The following is a 17,641-nucleotide window of genomic DNA, read 5'->3' as shown; positions in this document are numbered from 1 at the left end:
TCAGGCCTCGCGGACCGGACGGCGCAGCTGCTCGGCCAGGGCGCCGTCGTCGCCGAAGAGGGTGTCGCGCCAGCGCTGCTCCAGCGCCCGGGTGTCGTGCCGGTCGGGGTGGAAGCGCGGGTGCCCGAAGACGGGCATCCGGCCCAGCACGCGGCGCAGGAACTGGCCGCGCCCGAACAGGAGCCGGTAGCCCTCGCGCAGGTCCCGCGGCCGCCGCCAGACGCCCTGCTGCACGAGCAGGTACGCCCACCCGAACACGACCGCGGGCAGCACGGTGGCGACCACCAGCGGTGCGGCGCGGCCGCGCTCGGGGCCGTCGGTGCCGATGAGCTCGTAGACGTCCCAGGTCACGGACTTGTGCTCGAGCTCCTCGAGCGCGTGCCAGTGCCACAGCTCGCGGATGTCGGCGTGCACCCGCTCGGCGAACTCGTCGCTGCCGAGGATGTCCTCGGCCATCACCGCGGTGAAGTGCTCCATCAGCGCGGTGCAGGCGAGCTGCTGCCGCGGCGAGGTGCGGTCGAGGACCTTCAGCGCGAGCGCGACCGCGGACTCCGGTACGTGCACCGGGAAGCCGCGGGAGCGGAACGCCTCGTTGAGCCGGTCGTGCTCGCGGCTGTGGATGACCTCCTGCGCGGTGAACCCGGCGACCCGGGCGCGCAGCTCCGGGTCGGTCACCCGGTCCCGGAAGTGGATCACCGAGCGGACGAAGAAGTCCTCCCCCGGCGGGAAGATCGCCGAGAGCATCGCGAGGAACAGCGTCGCGGTCGCGTTGTCGGCGTAGGCCCAGCGGACCATCTGCTCGGGCAGCCGGAAGTCCAGGTGCCGCGGCGGGATGCCGACGTCTCCGCCGGTCAGCCTGCGGGGGCGCGGGCCGGACCCGTTGTCGGTCGCCGTCTCGGTCACGGTCGGTCCTCCGGTCGTCGTCGACGGTCGGGCCGCATCCGTGACAGAAAGTATCCCGTACAGTGCGTACCCCTTATCGCCGAATCATCGGTGGCACCGGGCGCGGTGTCAACCGGGCGCGGGATGATGGCCGGGTGAACGGATCGGCGACCCCCGGCGACGGCCGCGCCCGCCGCTGGGCCGGACAGCGGGCGGCCCGGCGGGCCGAGGTCGTCGAGGCCGCGATGGCCGCGATCGCCGAGCACGGACCGGAGGCCACGACCGAGCAGATCGCCGGTCGCGCCGGGGTGCCCCGGCCCGCGCTGTACCGGCACTTCGACGGCCTGGAGGACCTGCAGGGCGCGATCGCCGAGGCCGCGCTGGGGCTCTACTCCGAGGCGCTCGCGCCGGTGTGGAGCCCGCGCGGGACGCCGCGGGAGATGCTCGTCGCCGCCATCGCCGCGCACGTGCGGTGGCTCGCCGCGCACACCGAGCTCTACCGGTACGTGCTGCGCGCCGCCGGGGTCACGACGGCCGTCACCGACATCCGGCACCGCATCGCCGACCGGATGACCGGCCTGCTGACCGGTGGCTACCCCGGGCTGCCCGCAACCGTCGCGGCGCCGCTGGCCGCCGGCGCGGTCGGGCTGGTCGACGGCGCGACCGAGCGCTGGCTCTCCTCGGCGGACCCGCTCCCGCTCGACGAGCTCGCCGAGCACCTGGCCCGGTGGGTCTGGTCGGTGCTCGACGTGGCGCTGCGCGAGGTCGCGATCGAGCTCGACCCGGACGTCCCGCTCACGGCGGGCTGAGCGCTACTCCGCGACGCCGATGTCCTCGTTCCACAGGTCGGGGCGCTCGGCGACGAAAGCGGTCATCATGTCCACGCAGCGCGCGTCGTCGAGCACCTGCACGCGCACCCCGTGCTCGGCCAGCCAGTCGTGCCCGCCGTGGAAGGTCCGGGCCTCCCCCACGAGCACCGCGCCGATCCCGAACTGACGGATCAGCCCCGAGCAGTACCAGCAGGGCGAGAGCGTGGTGACCATCGTCGTGGACCGGTAGTCGCGGCGGCGGCCCGCGTCGCGGAACGCCGCGGTCTCGCCGTGCACCGTCGGGTCGCCGTCCTGCACCCGACGGTTGTGGCCGCGCCCGAGGACCTCCCCGTCCGGTCCGACGAGTGCGGCGCCGATCGGGATGCCGCCCGAGGCCAGCCCGGCCCGGGCCTGCTCCACCGCGACGTCCAGCCAGCTCGGATCCATGCGCGCGAACCTATACCGAGATCGCGTCCAGGCGTTCGCGCAGGAACGGCGCGGACACCACCGGCTCCAGCGCCGTCCGGCCGAGCGGCGGGGCCAGCGGCGTGACGACGGCGTCGTGGTCCAGCTCGAAGAAGAACACCAGCGACACCAGGTCCTCGGCCGGGGCGTGGGCCTGCGGCGGCAGCACCCGGTGCCGCCCGGCCCGCCAGCGGTGCCCGGTCCAGTGCGCGAGCAGGTCGCCGACGTTCACCGTCAGCGCACCCGGTGTGTACGGCGCGTCGGTCCAGCCGTGCCCCTCGACGTCGACCTGCAGCCCGCCCGCCCCCGGCTCGCGGTCGAGCAGGGTGACGGTGCCGAAGTCGGTGTGCGGGCCGATCCGGAACTGCCCGGGCAGCGGGGTCCCGGTCTCGGTCATCGGCGGGTAGCGGTTGATGTTGAACGTCCACGTCGGGTGCGTCGCGAGGTCGCGCAGCGTCGACGGCTCCTGCCCGAGCGCCCCCGCGCACAGCTCCAGCAGCGCGCCCGCGACACGGGTCATCGCCGTGCAGTAGGCGGTCACCGCCTCCCGCAGCGCCGGGACCTGCGCCGGCCAGACGTTCGGCGGGAACCACACCGCGTCGGTCTCCGCGTCACCGGTCGGCACGAACGGTCCCACCGCGAAGGACTCCTTGAGGTCCGGCGGGGAGTCACCGCCCTCCACACGGTCGTTGGCCTCGACGCCGGGCGGCAGCCACCCCCGCCCGCCGACGCCGACCGCGTAGCCGCGCTTGACCGCCTCGGGCAGCGCGAAGAAGTCCCGTGCGGCGGCCCGCACCGCCCACGCCGCGTCGTCCGGCACTCCGTGCCCGACGACCTGCAGGAACCCGGCCCGCTGCAACGCGGTGTCCACCGCCGCCGGGTCCGGCGCGGCCAGGTCCACGGTCGGGATGAGCGCGTTCACCGGGTACCCCCGGGCGTTCCGACGGCGGTGCGGCGCACCAACAGCGCGTAGAGCCCGGCCGAGAGCAGCAGCCCGACCAGGAAGGTCACGTCACCGATCCCGGGCAGCAGCCGTGGCACCAGCCCGGTGAACAGCTCCTGGTTGGCGAACAGCAGCACCGACACGACGATGCCGGCGACGAGGGCGACCGGGCCCGCGTGGTTGCGGTGGGTGCGGTCGTAGAGCAGACCGGGGTCGGTCGGGCGCAGCCACTGGTCGGTGAGCACCACCCCGAGCCACGGCCCGACCCAGTACACGACGACGAGCAGGAACGCCTCGTACCCGGCCGCGGCGTCGCCGAGGGCGACCAGCGCGATCACGAACCCGACCGCCCCGAACGCCACCGCGACGACGGCCCGTGCCCGCGCCAGCGGCACGTCGACACCGAGCGCGAGGAACGCCATCGCCCCGGAGTACACGTTGAGGACGTTCGCCGCGACCGCCCCCACCGCGATGGCGACCAGGGTCAGCACGGCCAGCCACCCGGGCAGCAGGCCGGTGTAGTTCGCGACCGGGTTGTCCGAATCGAGCCCGGCCGCCGTCGCCGCACCGACCGACGCCGCACCGACCGTCATGAGCACCGTGGTGGACAGGAACAGGCCGCCGCCCGCGGCGAGGCCGGTGGCCCGCGCCGACACCGAGCGGGGCAGGTAGCGGGAGTAGTCCGCGGCGTAGGGACTCCAGCCCGCCGAGTACCCGACGACGGCGCCGACGGTCAGCAGGAACCCCCCGACCCCGCCCACCCCGTCCGGCGACGCGGCCGCCCCCGGGTCCGACGCGGCGAGCACCAGCACCGCCCCGGCCCCGAGCACGACCGCGAGCAGCGGGAAGGCGAGCCGCTCGAACGCCTGCACCAGGTTGTGCCCGAAGAACGCGACGGCGACCTGGACGACGACCACCGCCACCAGCCACGCGACCGTCCCGCCGCCGGTGATCGCCGACAGGGCGAAGGCGGCGCTGACGCTGTTCACCGCGAACCAGCCGAAGCCCGAGGTGATCGTCATCAACGCGGCGGGCAGTGCGTTGCCGCGGTGGCCGAACGCGAGCCGCCCCAGCACCATCTGCGGTACCCCGGCGGCCGGTCCGCGGGCGGACAGGATCCCGTGGGCGAGCGCGGCGAGCAGGTTCCCGACGACGATCGCCGCGACCGCCGCGGGCACCGACTGCCCGAACGCCGTCACCGACAGCACGCCGACGAAGATCGTCGCGAACTCCAGGTTCGGCGAGGTCCACGTCCAGAACAGCTGGCGGGGTCTGCCGTGCCGCTCGGAGTCCGGCACGGGCTCGGTGGAGCCGGGCTCGACGGCGACGATGCGGTCACCGTACCCGCGGTCCGCGGGCGCGCCGACGGTGTTCTCGGTGGTCACCGCGCCACTGTGACCCGCGGACCGGGCGGGACGGAACCTCGGTAACCGACTGTTGACACGGGTTGCTCCGTCCGGCCCGTAGTCCTGCGGATTCCGCGGCCGGGCCCGGTCCGCCACGATCGTCGGCATGCGGACGAACCTGAACGTGGCCCTGCAGGCCGGCGCCCTCCTGGCCTTCGCGGCCCTGCGGTTCACCGCGCCGGGGTGGTTCCTGATCATCCTGATCATGACCCTGGTCGGCCCGGCCCTCCTGACGGTCCCGACGGTCCTGTCGCTGACCGTGCTGCGACGCCGGGTGCTCGGCCCGGCGGTGACCGCCCCGTTCGTCGCCTGCGCCGGGTTCCTGCTCGCCGGCGGGCTGCTGATGCCCGACTTCGGCGACACCGCGGACTCGGTGCGCGCCCCGCTGACGGTGCTGCTGGAGTCGGCCGGGCTGCCCGCCGGGCCGACCGGGTCGCTGTACGTCCTCGGCTCGCTGGCCCTGGCCGGCTGGTCGGTGTCGCTGGTCTGGCTGGGCGTGGCCCTGGCGCTCGACGCCCGCCGGACACACCGCGTCCCCGGGCCGCCGCACCCGGCCTGGGTGCGGCCGGTCTCCTGAGGCCGCTCGCGCCGGGCGCGAGGTCCCCGTCCGCGAGGTCCCCGTCCGCGCCGTCCGGACCGGTCACACCGGGGCCGGTCCGGCCCCACCCGGCCGTGTCCGGGCCGGTCCCGGCGGGTCTGCTCAGCCCCCGCCCGGTACCCGGATCCGCCGGGTCCGCTCGGCGCGGGCGGCGAGCTCGCCGTCGGCGGGGTAGTCGACGCCCGTCAGCGACAGGCCGTGCGGCGGCGCGACGGTCACCTCGGAGGCGCGCAGCTCGCGGCGCAGCAACCCCGCGGGCCAGTCGGCGGGCCTGCGCCCACGGCCGACCTCGAACACCGCGCCGACCAGGCTGCGGACCATCGAGTGGCAGAACGCGTCCGCGGAGACCGCCGCGACCAGCACGTCCGGCTCGCCCGGCGCGGGCGACCAGTCGAAGCGCTGCAGCGCGCGTACGGTCGTCGCGCCCTCGCGGCGCTTGCAGAACGCGGCGAAGTCGTGCTCGCCCAGCAGCAGTGCCGAGGCGGCGTTCATCGGCTCCGGGTCCAGCGGGTACGGCCAGGCGACGGTCTCCCGCGCCCGCAGCGGCTCGGCCCCGAACGGGGCCGTGGTGACCCGGTAGCGGTAGTGCCTGCGCAGCGCGGAGAAGCGGGCGTCGAAGGCGTCGGGTACCCGCCCGAGGCCGTGCACCCGCACGTCGGGTGGGAGCAGCCGGTTCAACCGCCTCAGCAGGCCGTCGATCTGCGGTGCGAGCGTCTCCGGGAGGTCGACGTGGCAGACCTGGCCGGACGCGTGCACCCCGGCGTCGGTGCGCCCGGCGACGGTGAGCCGCAGCGGGGTGCGCAGCACGGTCGACAGGGCCTCGGTGAGCACGCCCTGAACGGTGCGCCGGGTCGGCTGCTGGGCCCATCCCGAGAAGTCCGTGCCGTCGTAGGCGACGTCGAGCCGCAGCCGGACGGTCCCGGCCCCCGGGTCGGGGGCACCGGAAACGCCGACGAGCCCGCCGTCGGTGACGGCGGGCTCGTCGGTGTGGTGCGCTCGGCTCAGGAGCCGGACTCCTTCTTCGAGTCCTCGGCGGCGTCGGCAGCCTCCTCGGCGGCCTCCTCCGCGGCGGCAGCGGCGTCGACGGCCTTGTCGGCGGCCTCGGAACCCGGGGCCACCTCCTCGGCCTCGACCGCGGCGTCGACCGCCTTCTCGGCGGCCTCCTGCGCCTCGTCGGCGGCGGTGACCTCGGCCTCGGTGGCCTCGGTCGACTCGACCGTGGTCTCCTCGTCCGAGGACGCGGCGGCCGGGGCGGAGGCCGCGGCCTGCGACGCGGCCGAACGACGAGCACGGTTGGCCTCGTCGGTCACCGTCTTCTGCTGGACCAGCTCGATGACCGCCATCGGGGCGTTGTCGCCCTTGCGCGGCATCGTCTTGGTGATCCGGGTGTAGCCACCGTTGCGGTCCGCGAAGAACGGGCCGATCTCGGTGACGAGGCGGTGCACGACCGACTTGTCGCGGATCACCTTCATGATCTCGCGCCGGTTGTGCAGGTCGCCGGCCTTGGCCTTGGTGATCAGCCGCTCCGCGTACGGACGCAGCCGCCGGGCCTTGGCCTCGGTGGTGGTGATCCGGCCGTGTTCGAACAGCGAGGTCGCCAGGTTGGCCAGGATCAGCCGCTGGTGCGCGGGCGACCCGCCGAGGCGGGCACCCTTGGTGGGCTGGGGCATGGCTACAACTGCTCCGTTTCTGCGTAGTCCTGACCGTCGTCACCGAAGGTGTCCGGGTCGAACCCGCTCCCACCGTCGACGCCGTAGTCGCTCGCCGCCGCCGACGGGTCGAACCCGGGCGGGCTGTCCTTGAGGGCCAGGCCGAGACCGACGAGCTTCATCTTGACCTCGTCGATCGACTTGGCGCCGAAGTTGCGGATGTCGAGCAGGTCCGCCTCGCTGCGGCCGACGAGCTCGCCGACCGTGTGGATGCCCTCGCGCTTGAGGCAGTTGTAGGACCGGACGGTGAGGTCCAGCTCCTCGATCGGCATCGCGAACGCCGCGATGGTGTCCGCCTCCTGCGGGGAGGGGCCGATCTCGATGCCCTCGGCGTCCACGTTCAGCTCGCGGGCCAGGCCGAACAGCTCGACCAGGGTCTTGCCGGCCGAGGCCAGCGCGTCCCGCGGGGTGATGGACGGCTTCGACTCGACGTCGAGGATGAGCTTGTCGAAGTCGGTGCGCTGCTCGACTCGCGTGGCCTCGACCTTGTAGGTCACCTTCAGCACCGGCGAGTAGATCGAGTCGACCGGGATACGGCCGATCTCGGCACCGGTGGCCTTGTTCTGCATCGCCGGGACGTACCCGCGACCGCGCTCGACGACGAGCTCGACCTCGAGCCGGCCCTTGTCGTTGAGCGAGGCGATGTGCAGGTCCGGGTTGTGCACGGTGACACCGGCGGGCGGGACGATGTCCCCCGCGGTGACCGCACCCGGGCCCTGCTTGCGCAGGTACATCGTCACCGGCTCGTCCTCCTCGGAGCTCACGACGAGCTCCTTGAGGTTGAGGATGATGTCGGTGACGTCCTCCTTGACCCCCGGCACGGTGGTGAACTCGTGCAGGACGCCGTCGATCCGGATGGACGTGACGGCGGCACCGGGGATCGACGACAGCAGCGTCCGGCGCAGGGAGTTACCGAGGGTGTAGCCGAAGCCCGGCTCCAGCGGCTCGATGACGAACCGCGACCGGGTCTCGGTGACGACGTCCTCGGCCAGTGAGGGTCGCTGAGAGATCAGCATGGGTGTGTGCCTCCTTCGCACCTGCGACAACCGCTATTTGATGTCGCAGTGGGAACCGCCGCCCCTCCCTGCGGGGCGACGGCGTGTCGAGCTACTTCGAGTAGAACTCGACGATGAGCTGCTCGGTGACCTGGGTGTCGATCTGAGCGCGCTCGGGCAGCTGGTGGACCAGGATCCGCAGGGTCGACGGGACGACCTGCAGCCACGCCGGGACCGGGCGGTCGCCCTGGGTCTCCTTGGCGATGACGAACGGGTCGGTGTTCCGCGACTTGTCCTTGACGTCGATGATGTCGTAGCGCGACACCCGGTAGCTGGGGATGTCGACCTTCTTCCCGTTGACCAGGAAGTGGCCGTGGTTCACCAGCTGACGGGCCATGCGCCGGGTGCGGGCGAGGCCCGCGCGGTACACGACGTTGTCGAGGCGCGACTCGAGGATCTGCAGCAGCTCGTCGCCGGTCTTGCCCTCGCGACGGTGCGCCTCCTCGTAGTAGGCGCGGAGCTGCTTCTCCTGCAGGCCGTAGCCGAAGCGGGCCTTCTGCTTCTCCTGCAGCTGCAGGAGGTACTCGGTCTCCTTGATCCGGATCCGGCCGTGCTGGCCGGGCGGGTAGGGACGACGCTCGAACGCCTGGTCGCCGCCGACGAGGTCGGTCTTCAGTCGGCGGGACTTGCGGGTCATGGGGCCGGTGTAGCGAGCCATGGTGGTTCTCCCTTCCCCTAGACCCGGCGCCGCTTGGGCGGACGGCAGCCGTTGTGCGGCTGCGGGGTCACGTCGGAGATCGTGCCGACCTCGAGGCCGGCCGCCTGCAGCGAACGGATCGCCGTCTCACGTCCGGAGCCGGGGCCCTTGACGAAGACGTCGCACTTCTTCATGCCGTGGTCCATCGCCTTGCGGGCGGCGTTCTCGGCGGCGAGCTGCGCGGCGAACGGCGTCGACTTCCGGGAGCCCTTCAGGCCGACGTGCCCGGACGAGGCCCAGGCGATGACGGCACCGGTCGGGTCGGTGATCGACACGATCGTGTTGTTGAACGTGGACTTGATGTGGGCGTGACCGTGCGCGACGTTCTTCTTCTCGCGACGGCGGACCTTCTTGGGTCCGGCACCCTGACGTGCGCGGGGCGGCATTACTTCTTACCTGCCTTCTTCTTACCGGCGACGGTCTTCTTCGGACCCTTGCGGCCGCGCGCGTTGGTCTTCGTGCGCTGGCCGCGGACCGGAAGGCCGCGACGGTGACGGATGCCCTGGTACGAACCGATCTCGATCTTCCGGCGGATGTCCGCCTGGATCTCACGGCGCAGGTCACCCTCGACCTGCAGGTTCGCCTCGATGTACTCGCGGAGCTTGCTGACGTCCTCGTCGGTCAGGTCCTTCGACCGGAGGTCGGGGCTCAGCGCGGTGGCCTCGAGGATCTCCTTGGACCGGGTACGTCCGACCCCGAAGATGTAGGTGAGCGCGATCTCCAACCGCTTTTCGCGGGGGAGGTCGACGCCGGCAACACGTGCCATGCGGCGTGGTCTCCTTGTTGTCGTCCCAGGTCTTCCCGATGCCCGTCCCGTTCCGCCGCTGAGCTGAACGGGCCCCGGCCTGGTTCCGGGGGTACTACCGGGCCCGTGTGGCCCGGCAGGTGCATCGGGGGCTTCTGCTGCGCGATCAGAGGATCGCGACCGGTACCGCTCTGCTCAGCCCTGGCGCTGCTTGTGGCGCAGGTTCGAGCAGATCACGATGATCCGGCCGTGACGGCGGATCACCTGGCACTTGTCGCAGATCTTCTTGACGCTCGGCTTGACCTTCACGTCGTCTGCCTCTGTGTGTCGTTCTTGTGGGTCTCGCGACCGACCGTGGTGGAGCTGGTCGTCACTTGTAGCGGTAGACGATGCGGCCGCGGCTGAGGTCGTAGGGCGACAGCTCGACGACCACCCGGTCCTCCGGAAGGATCCGGATGTAGTGCTGGCGCATCTTCCCGCTGATGTGCGCGAGTACCCGGTGGCCGTTCTCCAGCTCCACCCGGAACATCGCGTTCGGCAGGGGTTCGACGACCCGGCCCTCGACCTCGATCGCCCCGTCCTTCTTGGCCATGTCCTCCGCTATCCGTGACAGGTGTCGGTTGCCCCGGTCGACAGCGGTGCCGACGACCGGTTCGGCGCGCGCGGACGGAGCCGGACCGGGAACACTGTGGGATACACGGAGCACACGGAGCGGACGTCACAGGACGCGCCGATGGTCCAGTGTACGGAGGCCGTGCGAGGCCGGTGCAGGCGGGGGTGACGGGCGTGGTAGACGCCCGGTAGACCGACGGTAACGGACCGACCCGGTCACGGACCAGTACCCGCGCGGAGCGCGTCGGGTACCGGTGGCGCGGGGCTCAGGCTCCGGGGCGGTCCGGTGCGCCGGCGGGCGCGGTCAGCAGCCACGGCCCGTCCTCGGTGACGGCGACGGTGTGCTCCCAGTGCACGGCCCGGCCGCCCGCCGCGGTGACGACCGTCCAGCCGTCCTCGAGCTCCAGGGTGTCCGGGTCCCCCGCGACGAGCATCGGCTCGACGGCCAGGGCCATCCCCGGGCGCAGCCGCGGCCCCTTGCCCGGCTCGCCGTGGTTGGGCAGGAACGGGTCCATGTGCATCGACGTGCCGATGCCGTGGCCGCCGTACTCGGCGACGATCCCGTAGTCGGCGCGGTCGGCCAGCGCCGCGGACCGGCACGCCTCCTGGATGGCGTACGAGACGTCGGTCAGCCGGGCCCCGTCGCGGACGGCGAGGATCCCCGCCTCCATCGCGCCACGGCAGGCCGCGGACAGGGCGAGGTCCTCCGGAGACACGTCCCCGACGGCGATGGTCACCGCGGAGTCGCCGTGCCAGCCGTCGACGATCGCGCCGCAGTCCACCGAGATCAGGTCTCCCTCGGCGAGCACCTGCTTCGGCGACGGGATGCCGTGCACGATCTGCTCGTTCACCGAGGCGCAGATGCTCGCCGGGAAACCGTGGTAGCCGAGGAACGAGGGGACACCGTCGCCGTCGCGGATCGTCTGCTCGGCGAGCGCGTCGAGCTCCGCCGTGCTGACACCGGGCTTCGCGTGCTCGGTGACCGCGGCCAGCGTGGCCGCGACCAGCGCGCCCGCCACCCGCATCGCCTCGAGCTGACCGTGGGTCTTGAGCTCGATGTCCCGACCCCGGTAGCGGGCGATGGCCCCGCGGATACCGCCGCGACCGTTCATGTGTCCGTCCCTCGGTTCCCCGCCGTGGCGCCGGTGGTGCCGGCGCCGACCGGGTCTCAGCCGTTGCGGTTGTGCAGCGCCGAGAAGACCCGGTCGGTGATCTCGTCGATCTCGCCGACGGCGTCGATCGTGACCAGCCGGTCACGGTAGTGGTCCAGCAGCGGAGCGGTCTCCTCGCGGTAGACCCGCTGCCGGTTGCGGATGGTGTCCTCGTTGTCGTCGCTGCGGCCGCGGCCGAGCAGCCGCTGCACGACGACCTCGTCGTCGACGTCGAACTGGACGACGGCGTCGAGCTCCAGGCCCTTGTCGGCCAGGATCTCGGACAGGGAGCCCGCCTGGGCCACGTTGCGCGGGAAGCCGTCGAGGATGAAACCGCTCGCCGTGTCGGCGTCGCCGAGCCGGTCGCGCACCATCGCGACGGTCACCTCGTCGGGGACGAGGTCCCCGGCGTCCATGTAGCGCTTCGCCTCGCGACCGAGTTCGGTCTCGTCACGCAGGTTCGCCCGGAACAGGTCCCCGGTCGAGATGTGCGGGACGTCGAGCCGCTTGGCCATCTGCTCAGCCTGGGTCCCCTTGCCGGCACCGGGCGGTCCCACCAGAACGAGTCGCACGAGACCCGACCTCCTGAAGTCTTGTCGTCCATGGCGCCGGCGTCCTCGCCGGCACACGATGCCCGAGGCACCACGATCGGGGCCGGGGCCCCGCACCGGGGTTCCCGCCCGGCCACGTTCCGGCGAGCCTAACGCAGGAAACCCTCGTAGTTCCGCTGCATGAGCTGGCTCTCGATCTGCTTCAGGGTGTCGAGGCCCACGGTGACCATGATCAGCACGGCCGTGCCGCCGAACGGGAAGTTCTGGTTCTGGCCGCTGCCGGTGATCCCGAGGAAGAAGTTCGGGAGCACCGCGATGAGGCCCAGGTAGAGCGATCCCGGCAGCGTGATGCGGCTGAGCACGAAGTTCAGGTACTCCGCGGTGGGCCGGCCCGGGCGGATGCCCGGGATGAATCCGCCGTACTTCTTCATGTCCTCGGCGCGCTCGTCGGGGTTGAACGTGATGCCGACGTAGAAGTACGTGAAGAAGATGATCAGTGCTACGTACAACACGATGTGCACGGGATTGGACTGATCGACGAGATAGGTCTGCACGAACTGCTGGAACCAGCCGCCGTCGTTCCCGGCGAGCCGGGCGACCAGGTCGGGCAGGTAGAGCAGCGAGCTACCGAAGATCACCGGCACGACACCGGCCTGGTTGACCTTGAGCGGAAGGTAGGTCGAGGTGCCGCCGTACATCCGGCGGCCGACCATGCGCTTGGCGTACTGCACCGGGATCCGGCGCTGGCCGTTCTCCACGAACACGACGCTGGCGATGATCGCGAGACCGAAGACGCAGACGCCGGCGAAGACCAGGCCGCCGGAGTTCTCCAGGATCAGCCGGCCCTCGGCGGGGATGCGGTGCGCGATGGAGGCGAAGATCAGCAGTGACATGCCGTTGCCGATGCCGCGCTCGGTGACCTGCTCGCCCAGCCACATCACCAGCGTGGTCCCGGCGACCATGACGATCACGATGACGATCAGCGTGAAGACCGACGAGTCCGGGATGATCGGCAGCGCGCAGCCCTGGAACAGCTGACCGCGCTCGGCCAGCGCCACGAAGCCGGTGGCCTGCAGCACCGCGATGCCGATCGTCAGGTACCGCGTGTACTGCGTGAGCTTGGCCTGGCCGGACTGGCCTTCCTTCTTCAGCTGCTCGAACCGCGGGATGACGACCTGCAGCAGCTGCACGATGATGCTCGCGGTGATGTAGGGCATGATGCCCAGCGCGAAGATCGACAGCTGGAGCAGTGCCCCGCCGGAGAACAGGTTGATCAGGGAGTAGACGCTGGCGTTGTCGCCGCCCTCGACCTGACGGACACATTCCTGGATGTTGGGGTACGACACCCCCGGCGAGGGGATGTTCGCCCCGAGCCGGTACACCGCCACGATCGCCAGCGTGAAGAGGATCTTCTTGCGGAGATCCGGCGTGGTCAGGGCCGCCCGGACTGCGCTGAGCACTCGGTGATCCTCCTACGACGTCGGCGGCCCGACACCGCCTGCGCCGGCCCCTGAGGGGTCGGCCGGGTTGGTCGACGCGCGTTCCGCGCCTCGCGGGACACCCGGGCCGGTGTGTACCGGCGGGGGCTGCGCGCCTCGAGGCGCGCCAGGTAATCGGTGGACACTCGGTCCGGAAGTGACTGTAACAGCGGCCGGGAAACGCCTCGGCGCCGCCCACGGGCCCGGTCCACCTGGGGTGGACCGGGCGCCACGGACGGCGCCGGGGGACGTGCGGTGGGGCCTACAGCTCGGAGACCGAGCCGCCGGCCGCCGAGATCTTCTCGCGCGCGGACGCGGAGAACTTGTGGGCCTTCACGGTCAGGGCGACGCCCGAGAGCTCGCCCTCGCCGAGGACCTTCACGAGCTGGTTCTTGCGAACCGCGCCCGCCTCGACCAGCTCGGCCGGACCGATCTCGCCACCCTTCGGGAACAGGGTGGCCAGCTCGCCGACGTTCACGACCTGGTACTCGACCTTGAAGCGGTTCTTGAAGCCCTTGAGCTTCGGGAGCCGCATGTGCAGCGGCATCTGCCCGCCCTCGAAGCGCGGGGACACCGTCTTGCGGGCCTTGGTGCCCTTGGTACCGCGACCGGCGGTCTTGCCCTTGGAGCCCTCACCGCGACCCACACGGGTCCGCGCCTTCTTCGAGCCCGGGGCCGGCCGCAGGTCGTGGAGCTTGATGACGGAGTTCTCGTTCTCGCTCACGACTGCACCTCCTCCACGGTCACGAGGTGGCGCACGGTGTGGACGTAACCGCGGGTCTGCGGGTCCGCCTCACGCACCACCGACTGCCGGATCTTGCGCAGGCCGAGCGAGCGCAGCGTGTCGCGCTGGTTCTGCTTGCAGCCGATCCGGCTCTTCACCTGGGTGATCTTCCACGTGGCCATGTCGCTCACACCTTCGCCGCGTCGGCCTCGGCGCGCTGGCGCATCATGCTCGCCGGGGCGACGTCCTCCAGCGGCAGGCCGCGGCGGGCCGCGACCTCCTCCGGACGCTGCACCGACTTCAGCGCCGCCACCGTGGCGTGCACGATGTTGATGGCGTTGTCGGAGCCGAGGGACTTGGACAGGATGTCCGAGATCCCCGCGCACTCCAGCACCGCGCGGACCGGGCCACCGGCGATGACACCGGTACCCGGGGAGGCCGGGCGCAGCATGACGACGCCGGCGGCGGCCTCACCCTGCACGCGGTGCACGATCGTGCCGCCGATGCGGGGGACGCGGAAGAAGTTCTTCTTCGCCTCCTCCACGCCCTTGGCGATCGCGGCCGGCACCTCCTTGGCCTTGCCGTAGCCGACGCCCACCAGGCCGTCACCGTCGCCGACGATCATCAGCGCGGTGAAGCTGAACCGGCGGCCGCCCTTGACGACCTTGGCCACGCGGTTGATCGTGACCAGCCGCTCGATGTACGGGGTCTTGTCCTGGGCCGCCCCGCCACGGCCACCGTCCCGGCGGTCCCGGTTGTTGCGGTTGTCGTTCCCACCGCTGCCGCCCGGGGCTCCGCCGTCACGCCGCGTACGTCCCGGCATCAGACAGTCCCTTCGATCTTCTCGGTCTGGTTCATCAGAACTCCAGGCCTCCCTCGCGGGCGGCGTCGGCCAGGGCCGCGATGCGGCCGTGGTAGGCCAGCCCGCCGCGGTCGAACACGACCGTGGAGATGCCCGCCTCCTTGGCCCGGGCGGCGATGAGCTCGCCGACCTTGGCCGCCTTGGCCTTCTTGTCGCCCTCGACGCCACGCACCTCGGCGTCCAGCGAGGACGCGAAGGCCAGCGTGTGGCCCGCCAGGTCGTCGATCAGCTGGACGGTGATGTGCCGCGAGGAGCGGTTGACCGCCAGCCGCGGACGCACCGGCGTCCCGGAGATCTTCTTCCGGAGCCGGGCGTGCCGGCGGATGCGCGAGTCGCGGCGCTTGCGCGCCACCTGGGACGCCATCCGGCGGCGGGCGGAACCCGACACCGTCTCGTTCGTCTCGGCCATCACTTACCCGTCTTTCCGACCTTGCGGCGGACCTGCTCGCCGGCGTACCGCACACCCTTGCCCTTGTACGGGTCGGGGCGGCGCAGCTTCCGGATGTTGGCAGCGGTCTCGCCGACCAGCTGCTTGTCGATGCCGGAGACCGAGAACCGGGTCGGCGACTCGACCGCGAAGGTGATGCCCTCCGCCGGCTCGATGACGACCGGGTGCGAGTAGCCCAGGGCGAACTCGAGGTTCTGCCCCTTCAGCTGCACGCGGTAACCCACGCCGTGGATCTCCAGCTTCTTCTCGTAGCCGGCGCTGACGCCGACCACGATGTTGTTGACGAGGGAGCGGGTCAGGCCGTGGTAGGCCCGGGTCTCGCGCTCCTCGTTCGGCCGCTTCACCAGCACCGTGCCGTCGTCATCGCGCTCGATCGTGATCGGCTCGACGGCGGTGTGCGACAGGGTGCCCTTGGGGCCCTTCGCGGTGACCGTGCGGCCGTCGATGGTGATCTCCACGCCGGACGGGACGGTGATGGGCAGCTTTCCGATGCGTGACATCGTTCGTTACCCCTCTCTCACCAGACGTAGGCGAGGACTTCCCCGCCCACGCCGCTCCGGTAGGCCTGCTGGTCGGTCATCAGACCCTGAGAGGTCGAGATGATCGCGATGCCGAGGCCACCCAGGACCCGCGGCAGGTTCGTCGACTTCGCGTACACACGCAGACCGGGCTTGGACACCCGGCGCAGACCGGCGACGCTGCGCTCACGGTTGCGGCCGTACTTCAGCTCGACGACCAGGGACTTGCCGACCTCGGCGTCCTCGGTGTGGTGTGCCGCGATGTAGCCCTCCTTCTGAAGGATCTCCGCAATGGCGACCTTCAGCTTCGAGTGGGGCATCACGACGCGGTCGTGGTAGGCCGAGTTCGCGTTCCGCAGACGGGTCAACATGTCTGCGATCGGATCGGTCATCGTCATGGTGTCTGTCTCTTTCCCGCCGTGGTTCCTCGTACCGGCGCGGTGCCCCTGTGCGGGGCACCGCACCGGTGCGGGCCTGCGGCGATCGGATCCGCTGCCCCGCGGACGCGGGGCGGTCGGATCACCAGCTGGACTTGCTCACACCCGGCAGCTCGCCGGCGTGCGCCATGTCTCGCAGGCACACGCGGCAGAGGCCGAACTTGCGGAACACGGCACGCGGCCGGCCGCACTTGTTGCAGCGGGTGTAACCCCGCACGGCGAACTTCGGCTTCGCGTTCGCCTTGTTGATGAGCGCCTTCTTCGCCATTCGCTCAGCTCTCCTTGAACGGGAAGCCCAGGTGGCGCAGCAGCGCCCGGCCCTCGGCGTTCGTGGTCGCGGTGGTCACGACCGTGATGTCCATGCCCCGCGGCCGGTCGATGGAGTCCGGGTCGATCTCGTGGAACATCGACTGCTCGTTCAGGCCGAACGTGTAGTTGCCACGCCCGTCGAACTGGTTGCCCTCGAGGCCACGGAAGTCGCGGATACGGGGCAGCGCGATGGTCAGGAGACGGTCGAGGAACTCCCACATCCGGTCGTTGCGGAGGGTCACCTTCGCACCGATCGGCATGCCCTCGCGCAGCTTGAACTGCGCGATGGACTTGGTGGCGCGACGCAGCTGCGGCTTCTGGCCGGTGATGGTGGCCAGGTCCCGCAGCGCACCGTCGATCAGCTTCGAGTCGCGGGCGGCGTCACCGACACCCATGTTCACCACGACCTTGGTCAGGCCGGGGATCTGCATGACGTTGGTGTAGCCGAACTCCTCGCGGAGCTTGTCGAGCATCTCGTCGCGGTACCGCTGCTTGAGCCTCGGCACGGTCTTCTCAGCCGTGGTCATCTCAGATCTCCTTCCCGTTGCGCCTGGAGATCCGGACGCGGCGGGTGGTGCCGTCCTCGCCCTCGACGGCCTTCTTGCCGATACGGGTCGGCTTGCCGTCGGAGTCGCACACCATCACGTTCGAGACGTGGATGGCGGCCTCCTGGGTGACGATCCCGCCGCTCTCGGCCCCGCGCTGGTTCTGGCTGATCCGGGTGTGCTTCTTGATCCGGTTCACGCCCTCGACCAGCACGCGCTGGCGCTCCGGGTAGGCCGCGATGACCTTGCCCCGTGCACCCTTGTCCTTGCCGGCGATCACCAGAACGGTGTCGCCCTTCTTGACCTTCATCTTCGCCTTCATGTCAGAGCACCTCCGGGGCCAGGGAGATGATCCTCATGAACTTGCGGTCGCGCAGCTCGCGCCCGACCGGGCCGAAGATACGGGTCCCCCGAGGTCCGTTGTCCGCCTTGATCAGCACGGCGGCGTTCTCGTCGAAACGGATGTAGCTGCCGTCGGGACGGCGCTTCTCCTTCTTGGTGCGCACGATGACCGCCTTGACGACGTCACCACGCTTCACGCCGGCGCCGGGGATGGCCTCCTTGACCGTGGCGACGATGACGTCGCCGATCCCGGCGTAGCGCCGCGCGGAGCCGCCCAGCACCCGGATGCACAGGATCTCCTTGGCACCGGTGTTGTCGGCGACGCGCAGCCGCGACTCCTGCTGGATCACTTCGA

Annotated in this window: 27 protein-coding genes; 2 read left to right on the top strand and 25 right to left on the bottom strand. The window is 71.3% G+C overall.

Annotation, left to right across the window (positions count from 1 at the left end):
• The gene (locus KPF22_RS05965) at window positions 1–903 is read right to left on the bottom strand and encodes a metal-dependent hydrolase (RefSeq protein ID WP_073576455.1); all 903 of its coding nucleotides are present in this window, start codon (window positions 901–903) and stop codon (window positions 1–3) included.
• Window positions 904–1,037: 134 nt separating this feature from the next.
• On the opposite strand from KPF22_RS05965, the gene KPF22_RS05960 reads away from it, so the two are divergent.
• On the top strand, window positions 1,038–1,691 hold the full coding sequence (locus tag KPF22_RS05960; RefSeq protein ID WP_224401420.1) for a TetR/AcrR family transcriptional regulator: 654 nt from the start codon (window positions 1,038–1,040) through the stop codon (window positions 1,689–1,691).
• Window positions 1,692–1,694: 3 nt separating this feature from the next.
• On the opposite strand, the gene KPF22_RS05955 is transcribed toward KPF22_RS05960, so the two are convergent.
• The 3 genes from KPF22_RS05955 to KPF22_RS05945 are packed head-to-tail and all read right to left on the bottom strand — an operon-like array spanning window position 1,695 to window position 4,484.
• Window positions 1,695–2,138, bottom strand: a complete 444-nt coding sequence (locus KPF22_RS05955; protein ID WP_060710562.1) for a nucleoside deaminase — start codon at window positions 2,136–2,138, stop codon at window positions 1,695–1,697.
• A gap of 10 nt (window positions 2,139–2,148) precedes the next feature.
• Window positions 2,149–3,078 (bottom strand): isopenicillin N synthase family oxygenase, encoded by a 930-nt coding sequence (locus KPF22_RS32965; RefSeq protein WP_224401419.1) that lies wholly within the window; start codon window positions 3,076–3,078, stop codon window positions 2,149–2,151.
• Complete coding sequence (locus KPF22_RS05945) at window positions 3,075–4,484, bottom strand: cytosine permease (RefSeq protein WP_224401418.1); 1,410 nt, start codon at window positions 4,482–4,484, stop codon at window positions 3,075–3,077. Before KPF22_RS05945 ends, KPF22_RS32965 begins: the two co-directional genes overlap by 4 nt.
• Window positions 4,485–4,611: 127 nt before the next feature.
• On the opposite strand from KPF22_RS05945, the gene KPF22_RS05940 reads away from it, so the two are divergent.
• Window positions 4,612–5,082 (top strand): hypothetical protein, encoded by a 471-nt coding sequence (locus KPF22_RS05940; protein WP_224401417.1) that lies wholly within the window; start codon window positions 4,612–4,614, stop codon window positions 5,080–5,082.
• A 123-nt stretch (window positions 5,083–5,205) separates the two neighbouring features.
• On the opposite strand, the gene truA is transcribed toward KPF22_RS05940, so the two are convergent.
• From truA to rplN, 21 genes are all read right to left on the bottom strand, one after another.
• The gene (truA, locus tag KPF22_RS05935) at window positions 5,206–6,012 is read right to left on the bottom strand and encodes a tRNA pseudouridine(38-40) synthase TruA (protein WP_224402386.1); all 807 of its coding nucleotides are present in this window, start codon (window positions 6,010–6,012) and stop codon (window positions 5,206–5,208) included.
• A gap of 92 nt (window positions 6,013–6,104) precedes the next feature.
• A complete protein-coding gene (gene rplQ, locus KPF22_RS05930) occupies window positions 6,105–6,773 on the bottom strand; it encodes a 50S ribosomal protein L17 (RefSeq protein WP_208825131.1) in 669 nt (222 codons plus the stop codon).
• Between the two features lie 2 nt (window positions 6,774–6,775).
• A complete protein-coding gene (locus KPF22_RS05925; RefSeq protein ID WP_062397812.1) occupies window positions 6,776–7,828 on the bottom strand; it encodes a DNA-directed RNA polymerase subunit alpha in 1,053 nt (350 codons plus the stop codon).
• 91 nt (window positions 7,829–7,919) lie between these two features.
• Window positions 7,920–8,525, bottom strand: coding sequence for a 30S ribosomal protein S4 (gene rpsD / locus KPF22_RS05920; RefSeq protein ID WP_060710555.1), 606 nt, complete (start codon window positions 8,523–8,525; stop codon window positions 7,920–7,922).
• 17 nt (window positions 8,526–8,542) lie between these two features.
• On the bottom strand, window positions 8,543–8,950 hold the full coding sequence (gene rpsK / locus KPF22_RS05915) for a 30S ribosomal protein S11 (protein WP_020622915.1): 408 nt from the start codon (window positions 8,948–8,950) through the stop codon (window positions 8,543–8,545).
• The gene (gene rpsM / locus KPF22_RS05910; RefSeq protein ID WP_020622916.1) at window positions 8,950–9,330 is read right to left on the bottom strand and encodes a 30S ribosomal protein S13; all 381 of its coding nucleotides are present in this window, start codon (window positions 9,328–9,330) and stop codon (window positions 8,950–8,952) included. The genes rpsK and rpsM overlap by 1 nt, the downstream gene beginning before the upstream one ends.
• A gap of 174 nt (window positions 9,331–9,504) precedes the next feature.
• Window positions 9,505–9,618: a 50S ribosomal protein L36 gene (gene rpmJ, locus KPF22_RS05905; protein ID WP_020622917.1), complete on the bottom strand. Its 114-nt coding sequence runs from the start codon at window positions 9,616–9,618 to the stop codon at window positions 9,505–9,507.
• Window positions 9,619–9,679: 61 nt separating this feature from the next.
• Window positions 9,680–9,901, bottom strand: a complete 222-nt coding sequence (infA, locus tag KPF22_RS05900; protein ID WP_010228514.1) for a translation initiation factor IF-1 — start codon at window positions 9,899–9,901, stop codon at window positions 9,680–9,682.
• Window positions 9,902–10,187: 286 nt separating this feature from the next.
• The gene (map, locus tag KPF22_RS05895) at window positions 10,188–11,033 is read right to left on the bottom strand and encodes a type I methionyl aminopeptidase (protein ID WP_062397816.1); all 846 of its coding nucleotides are present in this window, start codon (window positions 11,031–11,033) and stop codon (window positions 10,188–10,190) included.
• 56 nt (window positions 11,034–11,089) lie between these two features.
• The gene (locus KPF22_RS05890) at window positions 11,090–11,644 is read right to left on the bottom strand and encodes an adenylate kinase (protein WP_208825133.1); all 555 of its coding nucleotides are present in this window, start codon (window positions 11,642–11,644) and stop codon (window positions 11,090–11,092) included.
• 128 nt (window positions 11,645–11,772) lie between these two features.
• Window positions 11,773–13,083, bottom strand: a complete 1,311-nt coding sequence (secY, locus tag KPF22_RS05885; RefSeq protein WP_073576464.1) for a preprotein translocase subunit SecY — start codon at window positions 13,081–13,083, stop codon at window positions 11,773–11,775.
• Between the two features lie 280 nt (window positions 13,084–13,363).
• Window positions 13,364–13,825, bottom strand: a complete 462-nt coding sequence (gene rplO, locus KPF22_RS05880; RefSeq protein WP_208622979.1) for a 50S ribosomal protein L15 — start codon at window positions 13,823–13,825, stop codon at window positions 13,364–13,366.
• A complete protein-coding gene (gene rpmD, locus KPF22_RS05875) occupies window positions 13,822–14,007 on the bottom strand; it encodes a 50S ribosomal protein L30 (protein ID WP_062403786.1) in 186 nt (61 codons plus the stop codon). The genes rplO and rpmD overlap by 4 nt, the downstream gene beginning before the upstream one ends.
• A gap of 5 nt (window positions 14,008–14,012) precedes the next feature.
• On the bottom strand, window positions 14,013–14,648 hold the full coding sequence (rpsE, locus tag KPF22_RS05870) for a 30S ribosomal protein S5 (RefSeq protein ID WP_062397823.1): 636 nt from the start codon (window positions 14,646–14,648) through the stop codon (window positions 14,013–14,015).
• Between the two features lie 34 nt (window positions 14,649–14,682).
• Window positions 14,683–15,096 carry a 50S ribosomal protein L18 gene (rplR, locus tag KPF22_RS05865; RefSeq protein WP_280118285.1) on the bottom strand — a complete coding sequence of 138 codons (414 nt, stop codon included), beginning with the start codon at window positions 15,094–15,096 and terminating at the stop codon, window positions 14,683–14,685.
• The gene (gene rplF, locus KPF22_RS05860) at window positions 15,096–15,635 is read right to left on the bottom strand and encodes a 50S ribosomal protein L6 (RefSeq protein WP_062397827.1); all 540 of its coding nucleotides are present in this window, start codon (window positions 15,633–15,635) and stop codon (window positions 15,096–15,098) included. Before rplF ends, rplR begins: the two co-directional genes overlap by 1 nt.
• Before the next feature lie 17 nt (window positions 15,636–15,652).
• Window positions 15,653–16,051, bottom strand: a complete 399-nt coding sequence (gene rpsH / locus KPF22_RS05855; RefSeq protein ID WP_062397829.1) for a 30S ribosomal protein S8 — start codon at window positions 16,049–16,051, stop codon at window positions 15,653–15,655.
• 121 nt (window positions 16,052–16,172) lie between these two features.
• Window positions 16,173–16,358, bottom strand: a complete 186-nt coding sequence (locus tag KPF22_RS05850; protein WP_020622927.1) for a type Z 30S ribosomal protein S14 — start codon at window positions 16,356–16,358, stop codon at window positions 16,173–16,175.
• A gap of 4 nt (window positions 16,359–16,362) precedes the next feature.
• Window positions 16,363–16,926 carry a 50S ribosomal protein L5 gene (gene rplE / locus KPF22_RS05845; RefSeq protein WP_062397831.1) on the bottom strand — a complete coding sequence of 188 codons (564 nt, stop codon included), beginning with the start codon at window positions 16,924–16,926 and terminating at the stop codon, window positions 16,363–16,365.
• Between the two features lies 1 nt (window position 16,927).
• Complete coding sequence (gene rplX, locus KPF22_RS05840) at window positions 16,928–17,254, bottom strand: 50S ribosomal protein L24 (protein WP_062403788.1); 327 nt, start codon at window positions 17,252–17,254, stop codon at window positions 16,928–16,930.
• 13 nt (window positions 17,255–17,267) lie between these two features.
• Entirely contained in the window at window positions 17,268–17,636 is a 369-nt protein-coding gene (rplN, locus tag KPF22_RS05835) for a 50S ribosomal protein L14 (RefSeq protein WP_010228481.1), read from the bottom strand.
• Window positions 17,637–17,641 lie beyond the last annotated feature (5 nt).

The organism is Pseudonocardia sp. ICBG1034 (genome assembly GCF_020131375.1).
In the GTDB taxonomy this organism is placed as follows: domain Bacteria; phylum Actinomycetota; class Actinomycetes; order Mycobacteriales; family Pseudonocardiaceae; genus Pseudonocardia; species Pseudonocardia alni.
This window is presented reverse-complemented; position numbering and strand designations above follow the sequence as displayed.

Coding starts and splice junctions, on each gene's coding strand:
- KPF22_RS05955 (WP_060710562.1), bottom strand. CDS start 2,138: ATGGATCCGAGCTGGCTGGACGTCGCGGTGGAGCAGGCCCGGGCCGGG.
- KPF22_RS05940 (WP_224401417.1), top strand. CDS start 4,612: ATGCGGACGAACCTGAACGTGGCCCTGCAGGCCGGCGCCCTCCTGGCC.
- rplQ (WP_208825131.1), bottom strand. CDS start 6,773: ATGCCCCAGCCCACCAAGGGTGCCCGCCTCGGCGGGTCGCCCGCGCAC.
- KPF22_RS05925 (WP_062397812.1), bottom strand. CDS start 7,828: ATGCTGATCTCTCAGCGACCCTCACTGGCCGAGGACGTCGTCACCGAG.
- rpsD (WP_060710555.1), bottom strand. CDS start 8,525: ATGGCTCGCTACACCGGCCCCATGACCCGCAAGTCCCGCCGACTGAAG.
- rpsK (WP_020622915.1), bottom strand. CDS start 8,950: ATGCCGCCCCGCGCACGTCAGGGTGCCGGACCCAAGAAGGTCCGCCGT.
- rpsM (WP_020622916.1), bottom strand. CDS start 9,330: ATGGCACGTGTTGCCGGCGTCGACCTCCCCCGCGAAAAGCGGTTGGAG.
- infA (WP_010228514.1), bottom strand. CDS start 9,901: ATGGCCAAGAAGGACGGGGCGATCGAGGTCGAGGGCCGGGTCGTCGAA.
- map (WP_062397816.1), bottom strand. CDS start 11,033: ATGAACGGTCGCGGCGGTATCCGCGGGGCCATCGCCCGCTACCGGGGT.
- rpmD (WP_062403786.1), bottom strand. CDS start 14,007: ATGGCCACGTGGAAGATCACCCAGGTGAAGAGCCGGATCGGCTGCAAG.
- rpsE (WP_062397823.1), bottom strand. CDS start 14,648: ATGCCGGGACGTACGCGGCGTGACGGCGGAGCCCCGGGCGGCAGCGGT.
- rplR (WP_280118285.1), bottom strand. CDS start 15,096: ATGGCCGAGACGAACGAGACGGTGTCGGGTTCCGCCCGCCGCCGGATG.
- rplF (WP_062397827.1), bottom strand. CDS start 15,635: ATGTCACGCATCGGAAAGCTGCCCATCACCGTCCCGTCCGGCGTGGAG.
- rpsH (WP_062397829.1), bottom strand. CDS start 16,051: ATGACGATGACCGATCCGATCGCAGACATGTTGACCCGTCTGCGGAAC.
- KPF22_RS05850 (WP_020622927.1), bottom strand. CDS start 16,358: ATGGCGAAGAAGGCGCTCATCAACAAGGCGAACGCGAAGCCGAAGTTC.
- rplE (WP_062397831.1), bottom strand. CDS start 16,926: ATGACCACGGCTGAGAAGACCGTGCCGAGGCTCAAGCAGCGGTACCGC.
- rplX (WP_062403788.1), bottom strand. CDS start 17,254: ATGAAGGTCAAGAAGGGCGACACCGTTCTGGTGATCGCCGGCAAGGAC.